Below are 16,740 nucleotides of genomic sequence, written 5' to 3'. Positions count from 1 at the left end.
GCCACCCGATGAGGTGGCGCGCCTTTTGTGTGTGACGGCCGGGGTTTAGCTGCCCGCGACAGTCATCCGCTCGATCAACACCGAACCGGTACGAATGTTACTGCGCAACTCCAGATCATTACCGACCGCGACGATCTGCTTGAACATGTCGCGCATGTTGCCGGCGATGGTCACTTCCTGCACGGCGAACTGGATTTCGCCATTCTCGACCCAGAAACCCGCCGCACCACGTGAATAGTCGCCGGTGACCATGTTCAAGCCATGGCCCATCAACTCGGTGACCAACAAGCCTCGGCCCATGCGCTTCAACAATGCAGCCTGATCTTCATCGCCATGGGTAACGAACAGGTTGTGAACGCCGCCAGCGTTGGCCGTGCTCGGCATACCGAGTTTGCGCCCGGAGTACGTGCCGAGGATGTAAGACACCAACTCACCCTTTTCGACGAACGGTTTGGCATACGTCGCCAGACCATCACCGTCGTACGAAGCACTGCCCATCGCGCGCATCAGGTGCGGACGCTCATCAATGGTCAGCCATTCCGGGAACAGCTTCTGCCCCAGGGTGCCTTCAAGAAATGAAGACTTGCGATACAGGCTGCCGCCCGACACCGCCGAGAGGAAACTGCCAAACAGACCACCCGCCAGTTCTGCGGAAAACAGCACCGGCACTTCGCAAGTCGGCACCGGACGTGCGCCCAGACGGCTCGCCGCCCGTTGCGCAGCACGCTGGCCGATGCTTACCGGATCCGCGAGCAAAGTGCCCTGACGGTTCACGTCATACCAGTAATCACGCTGCATCTGGCCATCGGCCTCGGCAATCATTACGCAGCTCAGGCTGTGCCGGGTCGATGCGTAGCCACCAATGAAACCGTGGCTGTTGCCGTACACGCGGCAGCCCTGATGAGTGCTGAGGGTGGTGCCGTCGGCGTTCTTGATCCGCGCATCGGCGTCGAATGCCGCTGCTTCACAGAGCAAGGCCTTCTCGATGGCCTGCTCCGGGGTAATGTCCCACTCGTGGAACAGATCGAAATCGTGCTGTTCCTTGGCCATCAACGCCGCGTCAGCGAGGCCCGAGGCCTCGTCTTCGGAGGTGTGTCTGGCGATGGCCAGTGCCGCCGCGACGGTCTCGCGAATCGCCTCCGGACCGGTCGCCGAGGTGCTGGCCGAGCCTTTGCGCTGGCCCACATACAGCGTGATGCCGAAGCCCTGATCGCGGTTGAACTCGACCGTTTCGACTTCACGCTGGCGCACCGACGTCGACAGGCCCTGCTCCAGCGACACCGCTACTTCGCAGGCACTGGCACCCTGACGCTTGGCTTCGGCGATGATCTGCTCGACTTGTTCCTGCAGTGCCGGCAATGCCTGCGGGCCGACGCTTTGAACTGCACTCATGCTCATCTCCACTCAAATTCTGCTTTCGGCTGGGGTCATCGAGCGACCGGGCCGGACAAGCGGCCCCCGACTGGTTATCATGGCGGCGTTTCTTTGCGGACTGCCACCATGGTTGATTCTTACGACGACTCCCTCGATACGGGAGAAAAAAGCAAATCTCAGGTCAAACGCGAGCTGCATGCTCTGGTTGACCTCGGCGAGCGCCTGACAACACTCAAGCCCGACTTGATCGCAAAACTGCCGCTGACCGACGCCATGCGCCGGGCTTTGGCCGATGCGCCCAAGCACACCGCGAACATCGCGCGTAAACGGCACTTGCAGTTCATCGGCAAACTGATGCGCGATCAGGACACTGACGCGATTCTCACGCTGCTCGATCAACTCGATGCCTCGACTCGTCAGTACAACGAGCGTTTCCATAACCTGGAGCGCTGGCGTGATCGCCTGATCGCAGGCGACGATGCCGTGCTGGAGAAATTCGTCGTCGAGTACCCGGACGCCGATCGCCAGCAATTGCGCTCCCTGATCCGTCAGGCTCAGCACGAGGTTGCGCAAAACAAACCTCCTGCTTCCAGCCGCAAGATCTTCAAGTACATCCGTGAGCTGGACGAGACTCAACGCGGTCTGCGTTGATATCTCGCCACTTGTAGGAGCTGCCGCAGGCTGCGATTTTTTGACTTTGATTGTTAAGCAAGATCAAAAGATCGCAGCCTTCGGCAGCTCCTACACACGTTTATTTATGCGCCCGTGCCACCCACGGTGATCGCATCGATTTTCAGCGTCGGCTGACCCACGCCCACCGGCACCGACTGCCCATCCTTGCCGCACGTGCCCACACCGCTGTCCAGCGCCAGATCGTTACCGACCATCGACACCCGGCTCATCGCCTCAGGGCCGTTGCCGATCAATGTCGCGCCTTTGACCGGCGCGGTGATCTTGCCGTCTTCGATCAGGTACGCCTCGCTGGTGGAGAACACGAACTTGCCGCTGGTGATATCGACCTGGCCACCGCCGAGGTTGGCGCAGTAGATGCCTTTCTTCACCGACGCGATGATTTCCGCCGGATCGCTTTCACCGCCGAGCATGTAAGTGTTGGTCATGCGTGGCATCGGCAGGTGCGCGTAGGACTCACGACGACCGTTACCGGTGCGGGCAACGCCCATCAAGCGCGCGTTGAGCTTGTCCTGCATATAGCCTTTGAGTACGCCGTTTTCGATCAGCGTGGTGCACTCGGTCGGCGTGCCTTCGTCATCGACGCTGAGCGAGCCGCGACGGCCGCTCAAGGTGCCGTCATCGACGATGGTGCAGAGCTTGGAAGCAACCATTTCGCCCATGCGGCCGCTGTAGGCCGAACTACCCTTGCGGTTGAAATCGCCTTCCAGACCATGACCGACCGCTTCGTGCAACAGCACGCCGGACCAGCCCGAACCCAATACCACCGGCAAAGTGCCGGCCGGCGCCGGAATCGCTTCCAGATTCACCAGCGCCTGGCGCAACGCTTCACGGGCATAACCCATGGCGCGGTCTTCGGCGAGGAAATAACGGTAGTCGGTACGCCCGCCGCCACCATGTCCGCCACGCTCGCGACGGCCATTCTGCTCAACAATCACGCTGACATTGAAACGCACCAGCGGGCGCACATCCGCCGCCAGGCCGCCGTCGGTGGATGCCACCAGAATGCGTTCCCAGACACCGGCCATGCTAACGCTGACTTGCTGGATCCGCGGGTCGAGTGCACGGGTAGCCACATCGATGCGCTTGAGCAGCTCGACTTTCTCTGCACGAGTCAGCACCTCCAACGGGTTATCCGGCGCGTATAACTGTGCGACATCCTGCGTGGTGAACGCCTGCACCGTGCCGTTCTGCCCGGCTCGGGAGATCGAACGCGCGGCACGGGCCGCTGCGCCGAGGGCTTCGAGGGTGATCGCGTTACTGTAGGCAAAACCGGTTTTCTCACCGGACTGCGCGCGGACGCCGACACCTTGGTCGAGGTTGAAGCTGCCTTCCTTGACGATGCCGTCTTCCAGCGCCCAGGACTCGGATATCTGGCCCTGGAAATACAAGTCGGCGGCGTCGATGCCGGGGCCGGCCAGGTCGCCGAGCACACCTTGCAGGCTCTCGATCGTCACGCCGCCGGGCGCCAACAGGTGATCACTGACTGAGGACAACAACTCGCTCATAGGTTTACGCCTTAAATTCGTGTTCTGAAGCAGGCCGCTGTGCGCCCTGCGAGAAAAACCGCCGATGACGCGTCACCGGCATTCGCGCCCTGATGGACGCTTGTTCATTGCTATTGCGCTCGGCCAACAACACCGCTTCGCCTTGATCCTGACTCGCCAGCACACGACCCCACGGGTCGATAATCGCTGCATGACCGAAGGTTTCTCGCGGTCCCGGGTGGGTCCCGCCCTGCGCTGCAGCCAGCACGTAGCACTGTGTCTCGATGGCCCGCGCGCGAATCAACACATCCCAATGTGCTGCGCCGGTCACCGCAGTAAAGGCTGACGGTGCGGTAATCAACTCGGCACCGGCAGCACGCAATTCGCTGTACAGCTCGGGAAAGCGCAAGTCGTAACACACGGTCAGACCGACTCGCCCTACCGGCGTGTCGGCAACGACGACGCCACTGCCATAAGCATAGTCATCGGATTCGCGGTAACGCCCGCGATTGTCCGCAACATCGACGTCGAACAGATGCAACTTGTCATAGCGGGCAACGATTTCGCCCTGATCATCGACCAGCAGCGAGCACGCATTGGCCTTGGCCGTCGGCTGATCCACCGGCGGTAACGGCAAAGTGCCGGCCACTATCCATAACTTGAGGTCGCGGGCGGTCTGTTTCAACCATGGCAGGATCGGCCCTTCGCCCATGGCTTCGGCACGGCCGATGTCAGCGATGTCGCGACGGCCCATGGCGGCGAAGTTTTCCGGTAGCACCGCCAGCTTCGCACCGCCGGCTGCTGCCTGTTCAAGCAGGCGCCCGGCCTGAGCCAGATTGGCCAGCACGTCGCTCTGGCTGACCATTTGAATCACCGCTAAAGACATGGCGAACTCCGCAAGAGGTATGCGGCCATGCTACTCCATCGGTTCAGGGACTGGCTGTTCAAAAAGGCTTGTCGAAGGTGATTTTCGGCTCTTTCCATGGGCCTTTGACGGTGTATTTCACACTGGCAAAGCGCGCCACACGGTCACCGATCAGTTTGTCGATGAGGAACAACGCGCCGCCGACCGCCGGTGCGCCAACGATCAACGCGGCAATCGGCAGGTTGTTGGTCACCGGCAAGGTCACCAGCAACTTGGCGTCCACCTGATCGCCGACCAGATCCAGCGTACCGTCCAGCTCAAGGTTGCTCGAAGGACCGGTCAGGCGAATCGGCTCACGGGTGACATACACACCATTGTTCGCCACCAGCAGACCTTTGACCCGGTCGTAGCTCAAGCCTTTGCCGAACAGATCCGAGAAGTCCAGACGCAAACGCCGGCCGATGGAGTTGAAGTTGAGCAGGCCGAACACTCGCAACGCCTGCGCGCCCCCCTCCACCTCAACAAACTGACCTTTGTTCAGCGACGCGTCGAGGGTGCCGGAGAAGCGCTTGGTCGCCAGCCATGCCGGCGAGCCCGGCCAGCGGCCATCGACGTCCATGTGGAATTCTTCGCTGGTCACACTCGGCGCAAAGCCCCAGCCCTTGAGGACATCGGCGAGGTTCTTGCCGCCAATCCGGCCTTTGAACCAGCTGTTGGTCGCCCCCGGTGTACCTTCCCAGCCGCCATTGCCCTGCAACAGGATGCCTTTCAGCCCCATGTCGAGATTATTCAGGGCGATGCCTTTCGCGGTCGGGCGCACTTTGAGCGACCAGCCGCCGACCAGATCCGGCCCGAGAAACAGTTGATTGATGGTGATATCCAGTGCAGGAATCTTCGTCGGATCAACCGACACCAACGGGTCTGGCGAATTCTCGTCAGCCTGCACCGTTGGATCCGCTGCCGGCAGTTTCACGTATTGCAGATTGACCGCAATCGGCACGCCCTTGGCGTCCGGCAGGCTTGCCGAGCCTTTGGCCTGCTGGCTGTCGAGAGCCAGATTCCACGCGCCCGGTTTGCGATTGACCTGCACCGACGCCTGATCCAGCGTGGTTCCGAATGCCGTGAGCTTGCCGACCTTGAAATCAGCACTGTTGAGCAGTTGCTTGGCGCTGCCGCCCGGATCCTGCCCGGCGTATTTGTTGACCAGGTCCTGCCACGGCGCGACGTCCAGTTCCGAAAGCACCCCGCGAATCCGCAAGCCTTTGGCGCCCGGCAGCACCGCTTCGCCGGCACCGAGGAACAATTCGCCACGGCCCTCGGCAAAATTGCTCGGCGGTGCGGCGAAGGTGAAGTTGGCCAACTGGTCGTAATTGACCCAGTAACGCCGCTCCTGCCCCTGCAAGGTCATGCGGAACACGGTATCGCGCCCGACATCTGCCGCCATGCCGAACGGCGCCGGCAGATCCACCGCCACACCTTTCATGCTGGAGCTGACCAGCAACTGGCTGTCAGCGCCGTCCAGGTTCAATTGCAACTGATAGGGAATGGTTCCGGAAACCGGCAATGGTTGCGTCACGCCCAGCCAGTCGGTGAGTTTCTTCACTTCGACCTGACCGGACGCGGCGACCCGGGTCTTGAGCTTGCCGGGGCTGCCATCGGCGAAGATCTGCGCGGTAACCGGCTTATCGAACGCCCGCGCGGCGATGTTCTGCCCGCTGAGTCCTTTGGCGCTGTCGAAGCGGAAATCGCCTTTGAGTTGCGTCAGCTCCAGCTTCGGCTCAGCCAGTTTCAGCCGCGCATTGGCGGTTTTGAAGTCGACCAGAATCTTCGGCAGGTCGCCGCCCTTGTCCAGCGGGATGTCGAGCTTGAGCTTGCCTTGCAGATCCCCAGCGCCTTCCCAACCAGCGAAGGTTTCACCGGTACCGATCGGTGCATCCTGGAGAATTTTCAGACCATCACCGAGGCCGCCGGCAAAGCCGCCATCAAGATACATGTGCGTATGTTGCCCGGCCGGCACGTGGGGAATATTGACGAAGACATCGCTGACCTGAGTGTCGAGCAACTGGCCTTTGTCGGCCCAGATCCGTACGCCACTGTCCTCGATGAATACGTCGCCGCTGACCTTGCTCACGTGCGGCCAGCCCGGCTGGAACGCCAGTTCGGCGTCGTGCACTTTGAAGAACAGGCTGATGCTGCGATCGGCCTCCCCGGCGTTTTTGCTCAGCGAACCCTGATACTGGAAGAAGCCCTGATCCACTGCACCTTTGAGGATCGCCGTACGCAGCCACTCGTCGAGGGCCGGGCTAAGGACCTCGGGCAAATACTTGGCCGTGTAGCGACCGTCGCCATCGACCAGGCCGACCCGCAGGTCCATGTAGTCTTCCTGGCTATGGTCGAAATGCAGGCGAATCAGGAAATCGCCGGCAATCTTGCCTTCTTCGCCAAGCACTTTCAGGTAAGGAGCGATCAGGGTGAAACCGTCTTTGTCGAGCTTCCAGGTCAGCCGCGCATTGGCCTGGATGTACTGCCATGGCTTGGCGAAAATCGGGTCGAGGTGCAGGACAAAATCCTTGCTGTCCATGCGCAACTCGCCACCGTCGAGGTTGCCGCTGAGGCTACCGCTGACGTTTCGAGCCGCCGGAGCGCCGTGATAGGCGTCGAAACCGACGTTATCCAGATTGGTGGCGAAACTGAATTTGTTGCCATCGGTTGCATTGGGGCGGAAATCCAGCAGCACGTTACGCAGGCCACCGGTGACTTTCAGATGATCAACGGCCGTGGCGAAACCTTGCGGTAACGGCCCCAAGGCATTGAGCAGTGGAGTGATCGGGGTCAGATCGAGGCGATCCGCCTGCAAGTGCCAGAGTTCTTCGACCTTGTCGGTCGCGCGCGTCTGCTTCACCTGTACATGTGACTCCCAGCGGTTTTCGCCGAAATTCATCGCCAGTGAATCGAGTGTAACGGTCGCGCCCTCATCACTGTTCTCGTAGTAGGCGTTAAGCGCCAGATTATTGATCTGAATCGGCTTGCGATCAGCATAGGCGCCGGTCAGTTGCGGCGCGTTCAAACGCAGCGCTGCGCTTTGCAAGGTACCTTTGGCCCAATTGACCCAGAGTTCGCCGCCGGCCTTGATCTCGGAAAAATTCCACTGCTGGGTCAGGCGTTCCGGCAGCCACTTCGACCAGTCGCTTTGCGGCAGGCTGGCGTAACCGTCTACCACACTGTCCAGCCATTGCTCGGGGCGGATCCGCGTGCGCAGGCTCAGTGCAACGGGCTGGCCGTCCGGCAAGGTCAAACGCGCATCGAGCCGTTGACGGCTGGCACCGGTTTTCAGATTGAGGCCGACATACGTGAGGGTCAGTGGCGCGTGATCCAGCGGTTGCAAGGTTACCTGACTGTCGAGCACCGACAATTGCTGAATCATTTGCGAGCGATTGAACAACTGCTGCGGGTCGAGCGGCTGATCGTTCTGCACCGGCAAGCCTTCCAGCGCCCAACTGCCGTCCTCGGCTTCCTTGAGGCTGATTTTCAGGCCGTTGAGTTCAAGATGGGCAATGCGCACTTCGCGCGCCAAGAGGCTGGCCCACAGATCCGGTACCGCCCGCACCCGATCCAGACGCAACGCATTGGCGCCAGCGCCGACCATCACATCATGAGCCAGCAGGATCGGCGCAAAACCGCTCCAGTTGCCTTCCAGTTCGCCGATCTGCAGTGGCATGCCAAGCGCGGCACTGGCCTTGTCTTCGATGTCGGCGCGATATTCAGCCACCAGCGGGGTCAGCTCACGGCCGAGACTGACATACAGCGCCAACAACACCAGAACCAACGCGCACAGGCCCAGCCCCCAGCGGGTGAGTGTGGCCAGAATGCGTGTCAGACGCTCCATGTCAGTTGGCTCCCATGGCAAAAATACTGCGAAAAGCTGAGGCCAGCCGCGGTGGAATAAAAGTGACGCAGGGGATCAGAGCAGCACCACGTCATATTGTTCCTGGGAATACATGGTTTCCACCTGGAAGCGTATGGTGCGACCGATAAACCCTTCAAGCTCGGCGACGTTACCGGATTCTTCGTCGAGCAAACGGTCGACCACTTTCTGGTTCGCCAGCACCCGATAACCCTCGGCCTGATAGGCCCGGGCCTCGCGAAGGATCTCGCGGAAGATCTCGTAACAGATGGTTTCCGCAGTCTTGAGCTTGCCGCGCCCCTGACAACTGCTGCACGGTTCACACAGCACTTGCTCCAGACTTTCCCGGGTACGCTTGCGGGTCATCTGCACCAGGCCCAACTCGGTGATGCCGATAATGTTGGTCTTGGCGTGGTCTCGCTCCAGCTGTTTTTCCAGGGTGCGCAACACCTGGCGCTGGTGCTCTTCATCTTCCATGTCGATGAAGTCGATGATGATGATCCCACCCAGATTGCGCAGACGCATTTGCCGGGCGATCGCGGTGGCCGCTTCGAGATTGGTCTTGAAGATGGTTTCTTCGAGGTTGCGGTGTCCGACGAAAGCACCGGTGTTCACATCGATGGTGGTCATGGCTTCCGCGGGATCCACCACCAGATAACCACCGGACTTCAGCGGGACCTTGCGTTCGAGGGCTTTCTGGATTTCGTCTTCGACGCCATACAGGTCGAAAATTGGCCGCTCGCCCGGGTAATGCTCAAGACGGTCGGCGATTTCCGGCATCAGTTCGGCGACGAACTGTGTGGTTTTCTGGAACGTTTCCCGGGAGTCGATCCGAATTTTCTCGATTTTCGGGTTAACCAGATCGCGCAAGGTACGCAACGCCAGACCGAGGTCTTCGTAAATCACGCTCGGCGCGGCGATGGTTTTGATCTGTTCGTTGATCTGATCCCATAGGCGTCGCAGGTAACGGATGTCCATGAGGATTTCATCGGCACCTGCGCCTTCGGCGGCAGTGCGCAGAATGAAACCGCCGGCTTCTTTGATTCCTTCCTTGGCCACGCAATCGCTGACCACCTGCTTAAGGCGTTCGCGCTCGGCTTCGTCTTCGATTTTCAGGGAAATGCCGACATGGGCGGTGCGCGGCATGTACACCAGATAGCGCGAGGGAATCGATAGCTGCGTGGTCAACCGCGCGCCTTTGGAGCCGATCGGGTCCTTGGTGACCTGCACCACCAGGCTTTGGCCTTCATGCACCAGCGCGCTGATGCTTTCCACCGCCGGGCCTTCGCGCAGGGAGATTTCCGCGGCATGAATGAATGCCGCGCGATCGAGGCCGATGTCGACGAATGCCGCCTGCATACCCGGCAGCACGCGGACGATCTTGCCTTTATAGATGTTGCCGACGATCCCGCGTTTTTGCGTGCGCTCAACGTGGACTTCTTGCAGCACACCGTTTTCGACCACCGCCACGCGCGACTCCATCGGCGTGATGTTGATCAGAATCTCTTCACTCATGGCAGGATCTCGTTCAGGCATGTTCACGATAATGGCCGCATCTGGATGGGTACGACGCTTATGGCGCGTTCAGGTTTTGCCAACAGGGTATGCCGAAATGGCCTAACAGTTCTGCGGTTTCGCAAACAGGCAGCCCGACCACCGCCGAATAACTGCCATTGAGGCCCGCGACAAACACCGCGCCAAGCCCCTGAATGCCATAACCGCCAGCCTTGTCCCGTGGCTCGCCACTGGCCCAGTAAGCGGCTGCTTCCTCAATGCTGATCGGGCGGAACCGCACCAGACTGCGCACTACCCGCGACTCACAACGCTCGCCTTCAAGCACTGCGATGGCGGTCAGCACTTCATGCTCCTTGCCGGCCAACATCATCAGCATGGCGCATGCATCGGCTTCGTCCACCGGTTTGCCCAGAATTTTGCCGTCCAGCACCACAGCGGTGTCGGCACCCAGCACGCAAAATGGCTGGGCGGACACAACCGTGCGACGCCCGGCCTCGGCCTTGCCGCGCGCCAGACGTTCGACGTAGGCCGAGGGCGATTCTTCGGGTAATGGGGTTTCGTCGATATCCGCACTGATGGCGGAGAAAGGAACGCCGATCTGCGTGAGCAATTCACGGCGACGCGGCGATCCGGAGGCGAGGTAAAGCGGCTTCATCAAAACATCTCCCTGTTCAGTGCCCAGCTTCACCGGCTCAATTGATTCTGTAGCGTCGGCGCAATCCGCGTAGGGCAAAGCTGACCCAAGGCCAGAGCAAGGCACTGACCAGCGCCGGAAGCACCAGCGCCAGGGTTGGTTGACGGTTACCGGTCAAGGCACTGAGCCACAGCTGCACCAGTTGCGCGAGGCCGAAAATCACCAGAATCACCAGGCACTGCTGCCACATCGGGAACATCCGCAGGCGTTGCTGCAATGACAATACGAGGAAGGTGATCAGGGTCAGGATCAGCGCGTTCTGACCGAGCAGATCGCCCTGCAGCACATCTTCGGCCAGGCCCAGGCAAAACGCCGTGACCATGCCCACCGTGTGCGGCATATACAAAGCCCAGAATGTCAGAAGCAAGGCCAGCCACAGTGGGCGCAGGATTTCCATGAAAATCGGTAATGGCGACACGCTCAGGAGTATGCCGACAACAAACGTCAACCAGACAATCCAGCCGTTACGCGATGCGGTAGCCCCGACCATTATTCTTGTCTCCCGGTTGTCGCTGGTGCATTGACGGGCGGTTTGGCCGCCGGTCGCGCAGCAGGCTGGGCAGTTGGAGGTTTGCTGGCCGCTGGCGTCGTTGCCGGTGGTTTGGCTGCCGCAGGCGGTTTGCTTGCAGCGGGTTTGGCCGGTGTGGCGCCAGCGGCAGCGGCCGGTGCGGCAGGCGTCGCGGGCGTCGTAGGTGCTGCAGCAGGCGGGGTCACGGTTTTCGGCACCGTGGCGGGAATCGTCGGGCCGCCGCCAAAGGCATCAAGACTTTCCTGGGCTTGCGCCGCATCGTTGGCTCGCTCTTCGGCGGTACGGCTGTCGCTGAACACCAGCAACATGTAGCGACTGCGATTCAGCGCGGCGGTCGGCACGGCGCGGACGATGGCAAACGGTTGACCAGAATCGTGGATCACTTCTTTCACGGTCGCGACCGGATAGCCTGCCGGGAAACGCTGGCCAAGGCCGGAACTGACCAACAGGTCGCCTTCCTTGATATCCGCCGTGTCGGCGACGTGGCGCAACTCCAGTCGCTCAGGGTTGCCGGTACCGCTGGCAATGGCCCGCAGCCCGTTGCGATTGACCTGCACGGGAATGCTGTGTGTGCTGTCAGTGAGCAGCAACACGCGCGAGGTGTAAGGCATCAACTCGACCACCTGGCCCATCAAGCCGCGCGCATCGAGCACCGGCTGACCGAGTACGACACCGTCACGCTCACCTTTATTGATGATGATGCGATGAGTGAACGGGTTGGGGTCCATGCCGATCAGCTCGGCCACCTCGACCTTTTCGTTGACCAGTGCAGAAGAATTGAGCAACTCGCGCAGCCGAACGTTCTGCTCGGTGAGGGCGGCAAGCTTTTGCATGCGACCTTGCAGCAGCAGGTTTTCGGTCTTGAGTTTTTCGTTTTCGGCGACAAGCTCGGTGCGGCTGCCGAACTGGCTGGCGACACCTTCCCACAGGCGACCGGGCAGGTCTGTGATCCAGTAGGCATCCATCAGCACCAGCGACGCTTGTTTGCGCGCAGGCTTGAGCAGGTCGAAGCGGGCATCGACCACCATCAACGCGATCGACAGCACGGCCAGCACCAACAGGCGCACGCCCAACGAAGGGCCCTTGGCGAAAAGCGGTTTAATAAGCCGCTCCTCCCAGGCAAATGTTCTGTTTATTCATACGGCATCAAACCGGCCTGGATGAAGACTGACAGAAGATAAACGCCAACAGGCAGCACTGCAAAGTGCTGCCTGCGCGCTCACCCACGTATTGCACTCGGCGACTTATTCGCTCGAGAGCAGGTCCATGGTGTGCTTATCCATCATTTCCAATGCACGGCCACCGCCGCGAGCCACACAGGTCAGCGGATCTTCGGCAACGATCACTGGCAGACCGGTTTCCTGGGCCAGCAACTTGTCGAGGTCACGCAGCAGCGCGCCACCACCGGTCAGCACCAGGCCACGCTCGGCGATGTCGGAAGCCAGTTCCGGCGGCGATTGCTCCAAAGCACTTTTCACAGCCTGAACGATGGTCGCCAGGGACTCTTGCAGAGCTTCCAGCACTTCGTTGGAGTTCAGGGTGAATGCGCGTGGAACACCTTCGGCCAGGTTGCGACCGCGAACGTCGACTTCGCGAACTTCGCCGCCCGGGTAGGCCGTGCCGATTTCCTGCTTGATGCGCTCAGCGGTGGATTCACCGATCAGGCTGCCGTAGTTACGACGCACGTAAGTGATGATCGCTTCGTCGAAGCGGTCGCCGCCCACGCGGACGGATTCGGCATAGACCACACCGTTCAGGGAGATCAGTGCGATTTCAGTGGTACCACCACCGATATCCACGACCATCGAACCGCGAGCTTCTTCAACCGGCAGGCCGGCACCGATCGCTGCTGCCATTGGCTCTTCGATCAGGAACACTTCACGGGCACCGGCACCGAGCGCCGATTCACGGATGGCGCGACGCTCAACCTGGGTGGATTTGCATGGAACGCAGATCAGCACACGAGGGCTGGGCTGCAGAAAGCTGTTTTCGTGAACCTTGTTAATGAAGTACTGCAGCATCTTTTCGCAAACGCTGAAGTCGGCGATCACGCCATCCTTCATCGGACGAATGGCAGCAATGTTGCCCGGCGTACGGCCGAGCATGCGCTTGGCCTCGGTGCCGACAGCAACGACACTTTTCTGGTTACCGTGTGTCCGAATGGCCACAACCGATGGCTCATTCAGGACGATACCGCGCTCGCGCACGTAAATAAGGGTGTTGGCAGTGCCCAGGTCAATGGAAAGATCGCTGGAAAACATGCCACGCAGTTTCTTGAACATGGGAAAGGGACCCTAGGCAACGCGTGGGTAAAAAAGTGCGGCAAACTCTAACAACGACAGGGATTTTGGGCAAGGCGCCAATATGTTAAATTGGCCGCTTTTCTGTGCACCAAGCCCCACAATCGCGGCCTTATGACCGTAGAAGTGCGGTAGTGTTCCGACAATCTAACACACGGACGCCGTCCGTTCTGTTTTCCACAGGAGAATCCCGATGGCGCTAGAACGCTCCGACGTGGAAAAAATCGCTCATCTGGCCTGCCTTGGCCTCAATGATGCCGATCTTCCACACATTACTTCCGCCCTCAACAGCATTCTCGGTCTGGTCGACGAAATGCAGGCTGTTAATACCGACGGAATCGAGCCTCTGGCCCACCCGCTGGAAGCCAGTCAGCGCCTGCGCGCCGACGTTGTGACCGAAACCAATCACCGCGAGGCCTACCAGTCCATCGCACCAGCGGTCGAAAACGGCCTGTATCTGGTTCCGAAAGTCATCGACTAAAGGGAAAGAGCCTGCAATGCATCAAATGACTCTGGCCGAGATCGCCCGCGGTCTCGCCGATAAAAAGTTTTCCTCCGAAGAGCTGACCAAAGTCCTGCTGGCGCGCATCACCCAGCTCGATCCGCAGCTCAACAGTTTCATCAGCCTCACCGAAGAGCTGGCGCTCGAGCAGGCGAAAGCCGCCGATGCCCGCCGAGCCAACGGTGAGAGCGGCGCCCTGCTCGGCGCGCCGATCGCGCACAAGGATTTGTTCTGCACTCAGGGCATTCGCACCAGCTGCGGCTCGAAGATGCTCGACAACTTCAAAGCCCCGTACGACGCCACCGTGGTCGCGAAACTGGCGGCTGCCGGCGCCGTGACCCTGGGCAAGACCAACATGGACGAATTCGCCATGGGTTCGGCCAACGAGTCGAGCTGGTACGGTGCGGTGAAAAACCCGTGGAACCTGGAACACGTGCCAGGCGGTTCGTCCGGCGGTTCGGCGGCGGCGGTTGCCGCTCGTCTGTTGCCTGCGGCGACGGCCACCGACACCGGCGGCTCGATCCGTCAGCCGGCGGCGTTCACCAACCTTACCGGCCTGAAACCGACCTACGGTCGCGTTTCGCGCTGGGGCATGATCGCTTACGCCTCCAGCCTCGATCAGGGTGGCCCGTTGGCGCGCACTGCCGAAGACTGCGCGATTTTGTTGCAAGGTATGGCCGGCTTCGATCAGAACGACTCCACGAGTATCGATGAGCCGGTTCCGGATTACTCCGCCAGCCTCGGCGATTCGCTGCAGGGCCTGCGCATCGGTGTGCCGAAGGAATACTTCAGCGCCGGTCTCGACCCGCGCATTGCCGAGCTGATCCAGAACAGCATCAAAGAGCTGCAGAAGCTCGGTGCCGTGATCAAGGAAATCAGCCTGCCGAACATGCAGCACGCGATTCCTGCGTACTACGTGATCGCGCCGGCAGAGGCCTCCTCGAACCTGTCGCGTTTCGACGGCGTGCGTTTCGGCCATCGTTGCGAGAACCCGGAAAACCTGATCGACCTGTACAAGCGCTCGCGTGGCGAAGGCTTCGGCCCGGAAGTGCAGCGCCGGATCATGGTCGGTGCCTACGCGCTGTCCGCCGGTTACTACGACGCCTACTACCTGAAAGCGCAGAAAATTCGCCGTCTGGTGAAGAACGACTTCATGGCAGCCTTTAATGAAGTCGACATCATTCTCGGCCCGACCACGCCGAACCCGGCCTGGAAGCTCGGCGCCAAGAACAGCGACCCGGTCGCTGCCTATCTGGAAGACGTCTACACCATCACCGCCAACCTCGCGGGCCTGCCGGGCCTGTCGATGCCGGCCGGTTTTGTCGACGGTCTGCCGGTTGGCGTGCAGTTGCTCGCGCCGTATTTCCAGGAAGGCCGTTTGCTCAATGTTGCGCACCAGTATCAGCTCAACACTGACTGGCACACCCGCACCCCAACCGGCTTCTGAGGAGACACACATGCAATGGGAAGTCGTGATCGGGCTGGAGATTCACACTCAGCTCACTACCCGGTCGAAAATCTTTTCCGGTAGTTCCACCACATTCGGTTCCGAGCCGAACACCCAGGCCAGCCTGATCGATCTGGGCATGCCCGGTGTGCTGCCGGTGCTGAACCAGGAAGCGGTGCGCATGGCAGTGATGTTCGGACTGGCGATTGACGCCGAGATCGGTCAGCACAACGTGTTCGCCCGTAAAAACTACTTCTATCCGGACCTGCCGAAGGGCTACCAGATCAGCCAGATGGAATTGCCGATCGTCGGCAAGGGCCACCTGGACATCGCCCTGGAAGACGGCACCGTCAAACGTGTCGGCATCACCCGCGCGCACCTGGAAGAAGACGCCGGCAAGAGCCTGCACGAAGAATTCAACGGCGCCACCGGCATCGACCTGAACCGTGCCGGCACGCCGCTGCTGGAAATCGTGTCCGAGCCGGACATGCGCAGCGCCAAGGAAGCCGTGGCTTACGTCAAGGCGATCCACGCACTGGTGCGTTACCTGGGCATCTGCGACGGCAACATGGCCGAAGGTTCGCTGCGTTGCGACTGCAACGTGTCGGTCCGTCCGAAAGGCCAGGTCGAGTTCGGCACCCGCTGCGAGATCAAGAACGTCAACTCGTTCCGCTTCATCGAGAAAGCGATCAACACCGAGATCCAGCGTCAGATCGAGCTGATCGAAGACGGCGGCAAAGTGATCCAGCAGACCCGCCTGTACGATCCGAACAAGGACGAAACCCGTCCGATGCGTTCGAAAGAGGAAGCCAACGACTACCGTTACTTCCCCGATCCGGATCTGCTGCCTGTGGTCATCGAGGAGTCGTTCCTTGGCGAGGTGCGCGCCACCCTGCCGGAACTGCCACCGCAGAAACGCGAGCGCTTCCAGAGCCAGTTCGGTCTGTCGGCCTACGACGCCAACGTGCTGGCCACCAGCCGTGAGCAAGCGGACTACTTCGAGAAAGTCGCAGCCATCGGCGGCGATGCGAAACTCGCGGCGAACTGGGTGATGGTCGAGTTGGGCAGCCTGCTCAACAAGCAAGGCCTGGACATCGACGAGTCGCCGGTGTCTGCCGAGCTGTTGGGCGGCATGCTGCAGCGCATCAAGGACAACACCATCTCCGGCAAGATCGCCAAAGTGGTGTTCGAAGCGATGGCCAACGGCGAAGGCAGTGCGGACGAGATCATCGAAAAACGCGGCCTGAAGCAGGTTACCGACAGCGGCGCGATCTCGGCGGTGCTGGACGAAATGCTCGCGGCCAACGCCGAGCAAGTTGAACAATACCGTGCGGCGGATGAAGCCAAACGCGGCAAGATGTTCGGCTTCTTTGTTGGCCAGGCGATGAAAGCGTCCAAAGGCAAAGCCAACCCGCAGCAAGTGAACGAACTGC

At 60.6% G+C, this 16,740-nt stretch carries 13 protein-coding genes; 4 read left to right on the top strand and 9 right to left on the bottom strand.

The genetic code is table 11. The features are described from left to right. Positions 1 to 45: 45 nt before the first annotated feature. Positions 46 to 1,392 (bottom strand): metalloprotease PmbA, encoded by a 1,347-nt coding sequence (gene pmbA / locus M9827_RS24420; protein ID WP_502943467.1) that lies wholly within the window; start codon positions 1,390 to 1,392, stop codon positions 46 to 48. A 108-nt stretch (positions 1,393 to 1,500) separates the two neighbouring features. On the opposite strand from pmbA, the gene yjgA reads away from it, so the two are divergent. After that, a complete protein-coding gene (gene yjgA / locus M9827_RS24415) occupies positions 1,501 to 2,025 on the top strand; it encodes a ribosome biogenesis factor YjgA (RefSeq protein ID WP_007915377.1) in 525 nt (174 codons plus the stop codon). Positions 2,026 to 2,129: 104 nt separating this feature from the next. On the opposite strand, the gene tldD is transcribed toward yjgA, so the two are convergent. From tldD to mreB, 8 genes are all read right to left on the bottom strand, one after another. Then, positions 2,130 to 3,572, bottom strand: a complete 1,443-nt coding sequence (gene tldD, locus M9827_RS24410; RefSeq protein ID WP_007915374.1) for a metalloprotease TldD — start codon at positions 3,570 to 3,572, stop codon at positions 2,130 to 2,132. Between the two features lie 4 nt (positions 3,573 to 3,576). Next, complete coding sequence (locus tag M9827_RS24405; protein WP_250607609.1) at positions 3,577 to 4,437, bottom strand: carbon-nitrogen hydrolase family protein; 861 nt, start codon at positions 4,435 to 4,437, stop codon at positions 3,577 to 3,579. Between the two features lie 58 nt (positions 4,438 to 4,495). Continuing rightward, complete coding sequence (locus M9827_RS24400; RefSeq protein WP_250607607.1) at positions 4,496 to 8,302, bottom strand: YhdP family protein; 3,807 nt, start codon at positions 8,300 to 8,302, stop codon at positions 4,496 to 4,498. Positions 8,303 to 8,377: 75 nt separating this feature from the next. Further along, a complete protein-coding gene (rng, locus tag M9827_RS24395) occupies positions 8,378 to 9,835 on the bottom strand; it encodes a ribonuclease G (protein WP_007915369.1) in 1,458 nt (485 codons plus the stop codon). Positions 9,836 to 9,893: 58 nt separating this feature from the next. After that, positions 9,894 to 10,490: a Maf family protein gene (locus M9827_RS24390; protein WP_250607605.1), complete on the bottom strand. Its 597-nt coding sequence runs from the start codon at positions 10,488 to 10,490 to the stop codon at positions 9,894 to 9,896. A gap of 37 nt (positions 10,491 to 10,527) precedes the next feature. Continuing rightward, positions 10,528 to 11,019: a rod shape-determining protein MreD gene (gene mreD, locus M9827_RS24385; protein ID WP_250607603.1), complete on the bottom strand. Its 492-nt coding sequence runs from the start codon at positions 11,017 to 11,019 to the stop codon at positions 10,528 to 10,530. Then, on the bottom strand, positions 11,019 to 12,161 hold the full coding sequence (gene mreC, locus M9827_RS24380) for a rod shape-determining protein MreC (RefSeq protein ID WP_350310009.1): 1,143 nt from the start codon (positions 12,159 to 12,161) through the stop codon (positions 11,019 to 11,021). The genes mreD and mreC overlap by 1 nt, the downstream gene beginning before the upstream one ends. Before the next feature lie 141 nt (positions 12,162 to 12,302). Then, positions 12,303 to 13,340 carry a rod shape-determining protein MreB gene (mreB, locus tag M9827_RS24375; RefSeq protein WP_002555108.1) on the bottom strand — a complete coding sequence of 346 codons (1,038 nt, stop codon included), beginning with the start codon at positions 13,338 to 13,340 and terminating at the stop codon, positions 12,303 to 12,305. Positions 13,341 to 13,551: 211 nt separating this feature from the next. On the opposite strand from mreB, the gene gatC reads away from it, so the two are divergent. From gatC to gatB, 3 genes are all read left to right on the top strand, one after another. Beyond that, positions 13,552 to 13,839, top strand: coding sequence for an Asp-tRNA(Asn)/Glu-tRNA(Gln) amidotransferase subunit GatC (gene gatC, locus M9827_RS24370; RefSeq protein WP_007901429.1), 288 nt, complete (start codon positions 13,552 to 13,554; stop codon positions 13,837 to 13,839). A 16-nt stretch (positions 13,840 to 13,855) separates the two neighbouring features. Further along, a complete protein-coding gene (gene gatA, locus M9827_RS24365) occupies positions 13,856 to 15,307 on the top strand; it encodes an Asp-tRNA(Asn)/Glu-tRNA(Gln) amidotransferase subunit GatA (protein ID WP_064585968.1) in 1,452 nt (483 codons plus the stop codon). A 10-nt stretch (positions 15,308 to 15,317) separates the two neighbouring features. Beyond that, positions 15,318 to 16,740 (top strand): Asp-tRNA(Asn)/Glu-tRNA(Gln) amidotransferase subunit GatB (gatB, locus tag M9827_RS24360; RefSeq protein ID WP_250607601.1); only part of this gene is annotated, 1,423 nt, incomplete at its 3' end.

This window comes from Pseudomonas sp. AKS31 (genome assembly GCF_023634765.1).
Taxonomy (GTDB): Bacteria; Pseudomonadota; Gammaproteobacteria; order Pseudomonadales; family Pseudomonadaceae; genus Aquipseudomonas.
This window is presented reverse-complemented; position numbering and strand designations above follow the sequence as displayed.

What these genes read in the sequence shown, in the direction of transcription:
- pmbA (WP_502943467.1), bottom strand. Translation starts at nt 1,392, where the DNA reads ATGAGTGCAGTTCAAAGCGTCGGCCCGCAGGCATTGCCGGCACTGCAG.
- yjgA (WP_007915377.1), top strand. Translation starts at nt 1,501, where the DNA reads ATGGTTGATTCTTACGACGACTCCCTCGATACGGGAGAAAAAAGCAAA.
- tldD (WP_007915374.1), bottom strand. Translation starts at nt 3,572, where the DNA reads ATGAGCGAGTTGTTGTCCTCAGTCAGTGATCACCTGTTGGCGCCCGGC.
- M9827_RS24405 (WP_250607609.1), bottom strand. Translation starts at nt 4,437, where the DNA reads ATGTCTTTAGCGGTGATTCAAATGGTCAGCCAGAGCGACGTGCTGGCC.
- M9827_RS24400 (WP_250607607.1), bottom strand. Translation starts at nt 8,302, where the DNA reads ATGGAGCGTCTGACACGCATTCTGGCCACACTCACCCGCTGGGGGCTG.
- rng (WP_007915369.1), bottom strand. Translation starts at nt 9,835, where the DNA reads ATGAGTGAAGAGATTCTGATCAACATCACGCCGATGGAGTCGCGCGTG.
- M9827_RS24390 (WP_250607605.1), bottom strand. Translation starts at nt 10,490, where the DNA reads ATGAAGCCGCTTTACCTCGCCTCCGGATCGCCGCGTCGCCGTGAATTG.
- mreD (WP_250607603.1), bottom strand. Translation starts at nt 11,019, where the DNA reads ATGGTCGGGGCTACCGCATCGCGTAACGGCTGGATTGTCTGGTTGACG.
- mreB (WP_002555108.1), bottom strand. Translation starts at nt 13,340, where the DNA reads ATGTTCAAGAAACTGCGTGGCATGTTTTCCAGCGATCTTTCCATTGAC.
- gatC (WP_007901429.1), top strand. Translation starts at nt 13,552, where the DNA reads ATGGCGCTAGAACGCTCCGACGTGGAAAAAATCGCTCATCTGGCCTGC.
- gatA (WP_064585968.1), top strand. Translation starts at nt 13,856, where the DNA reads ATGCATCAAATGACTCTGGCCGAGATCGCCCGCGGTCTCGCCGATAAA.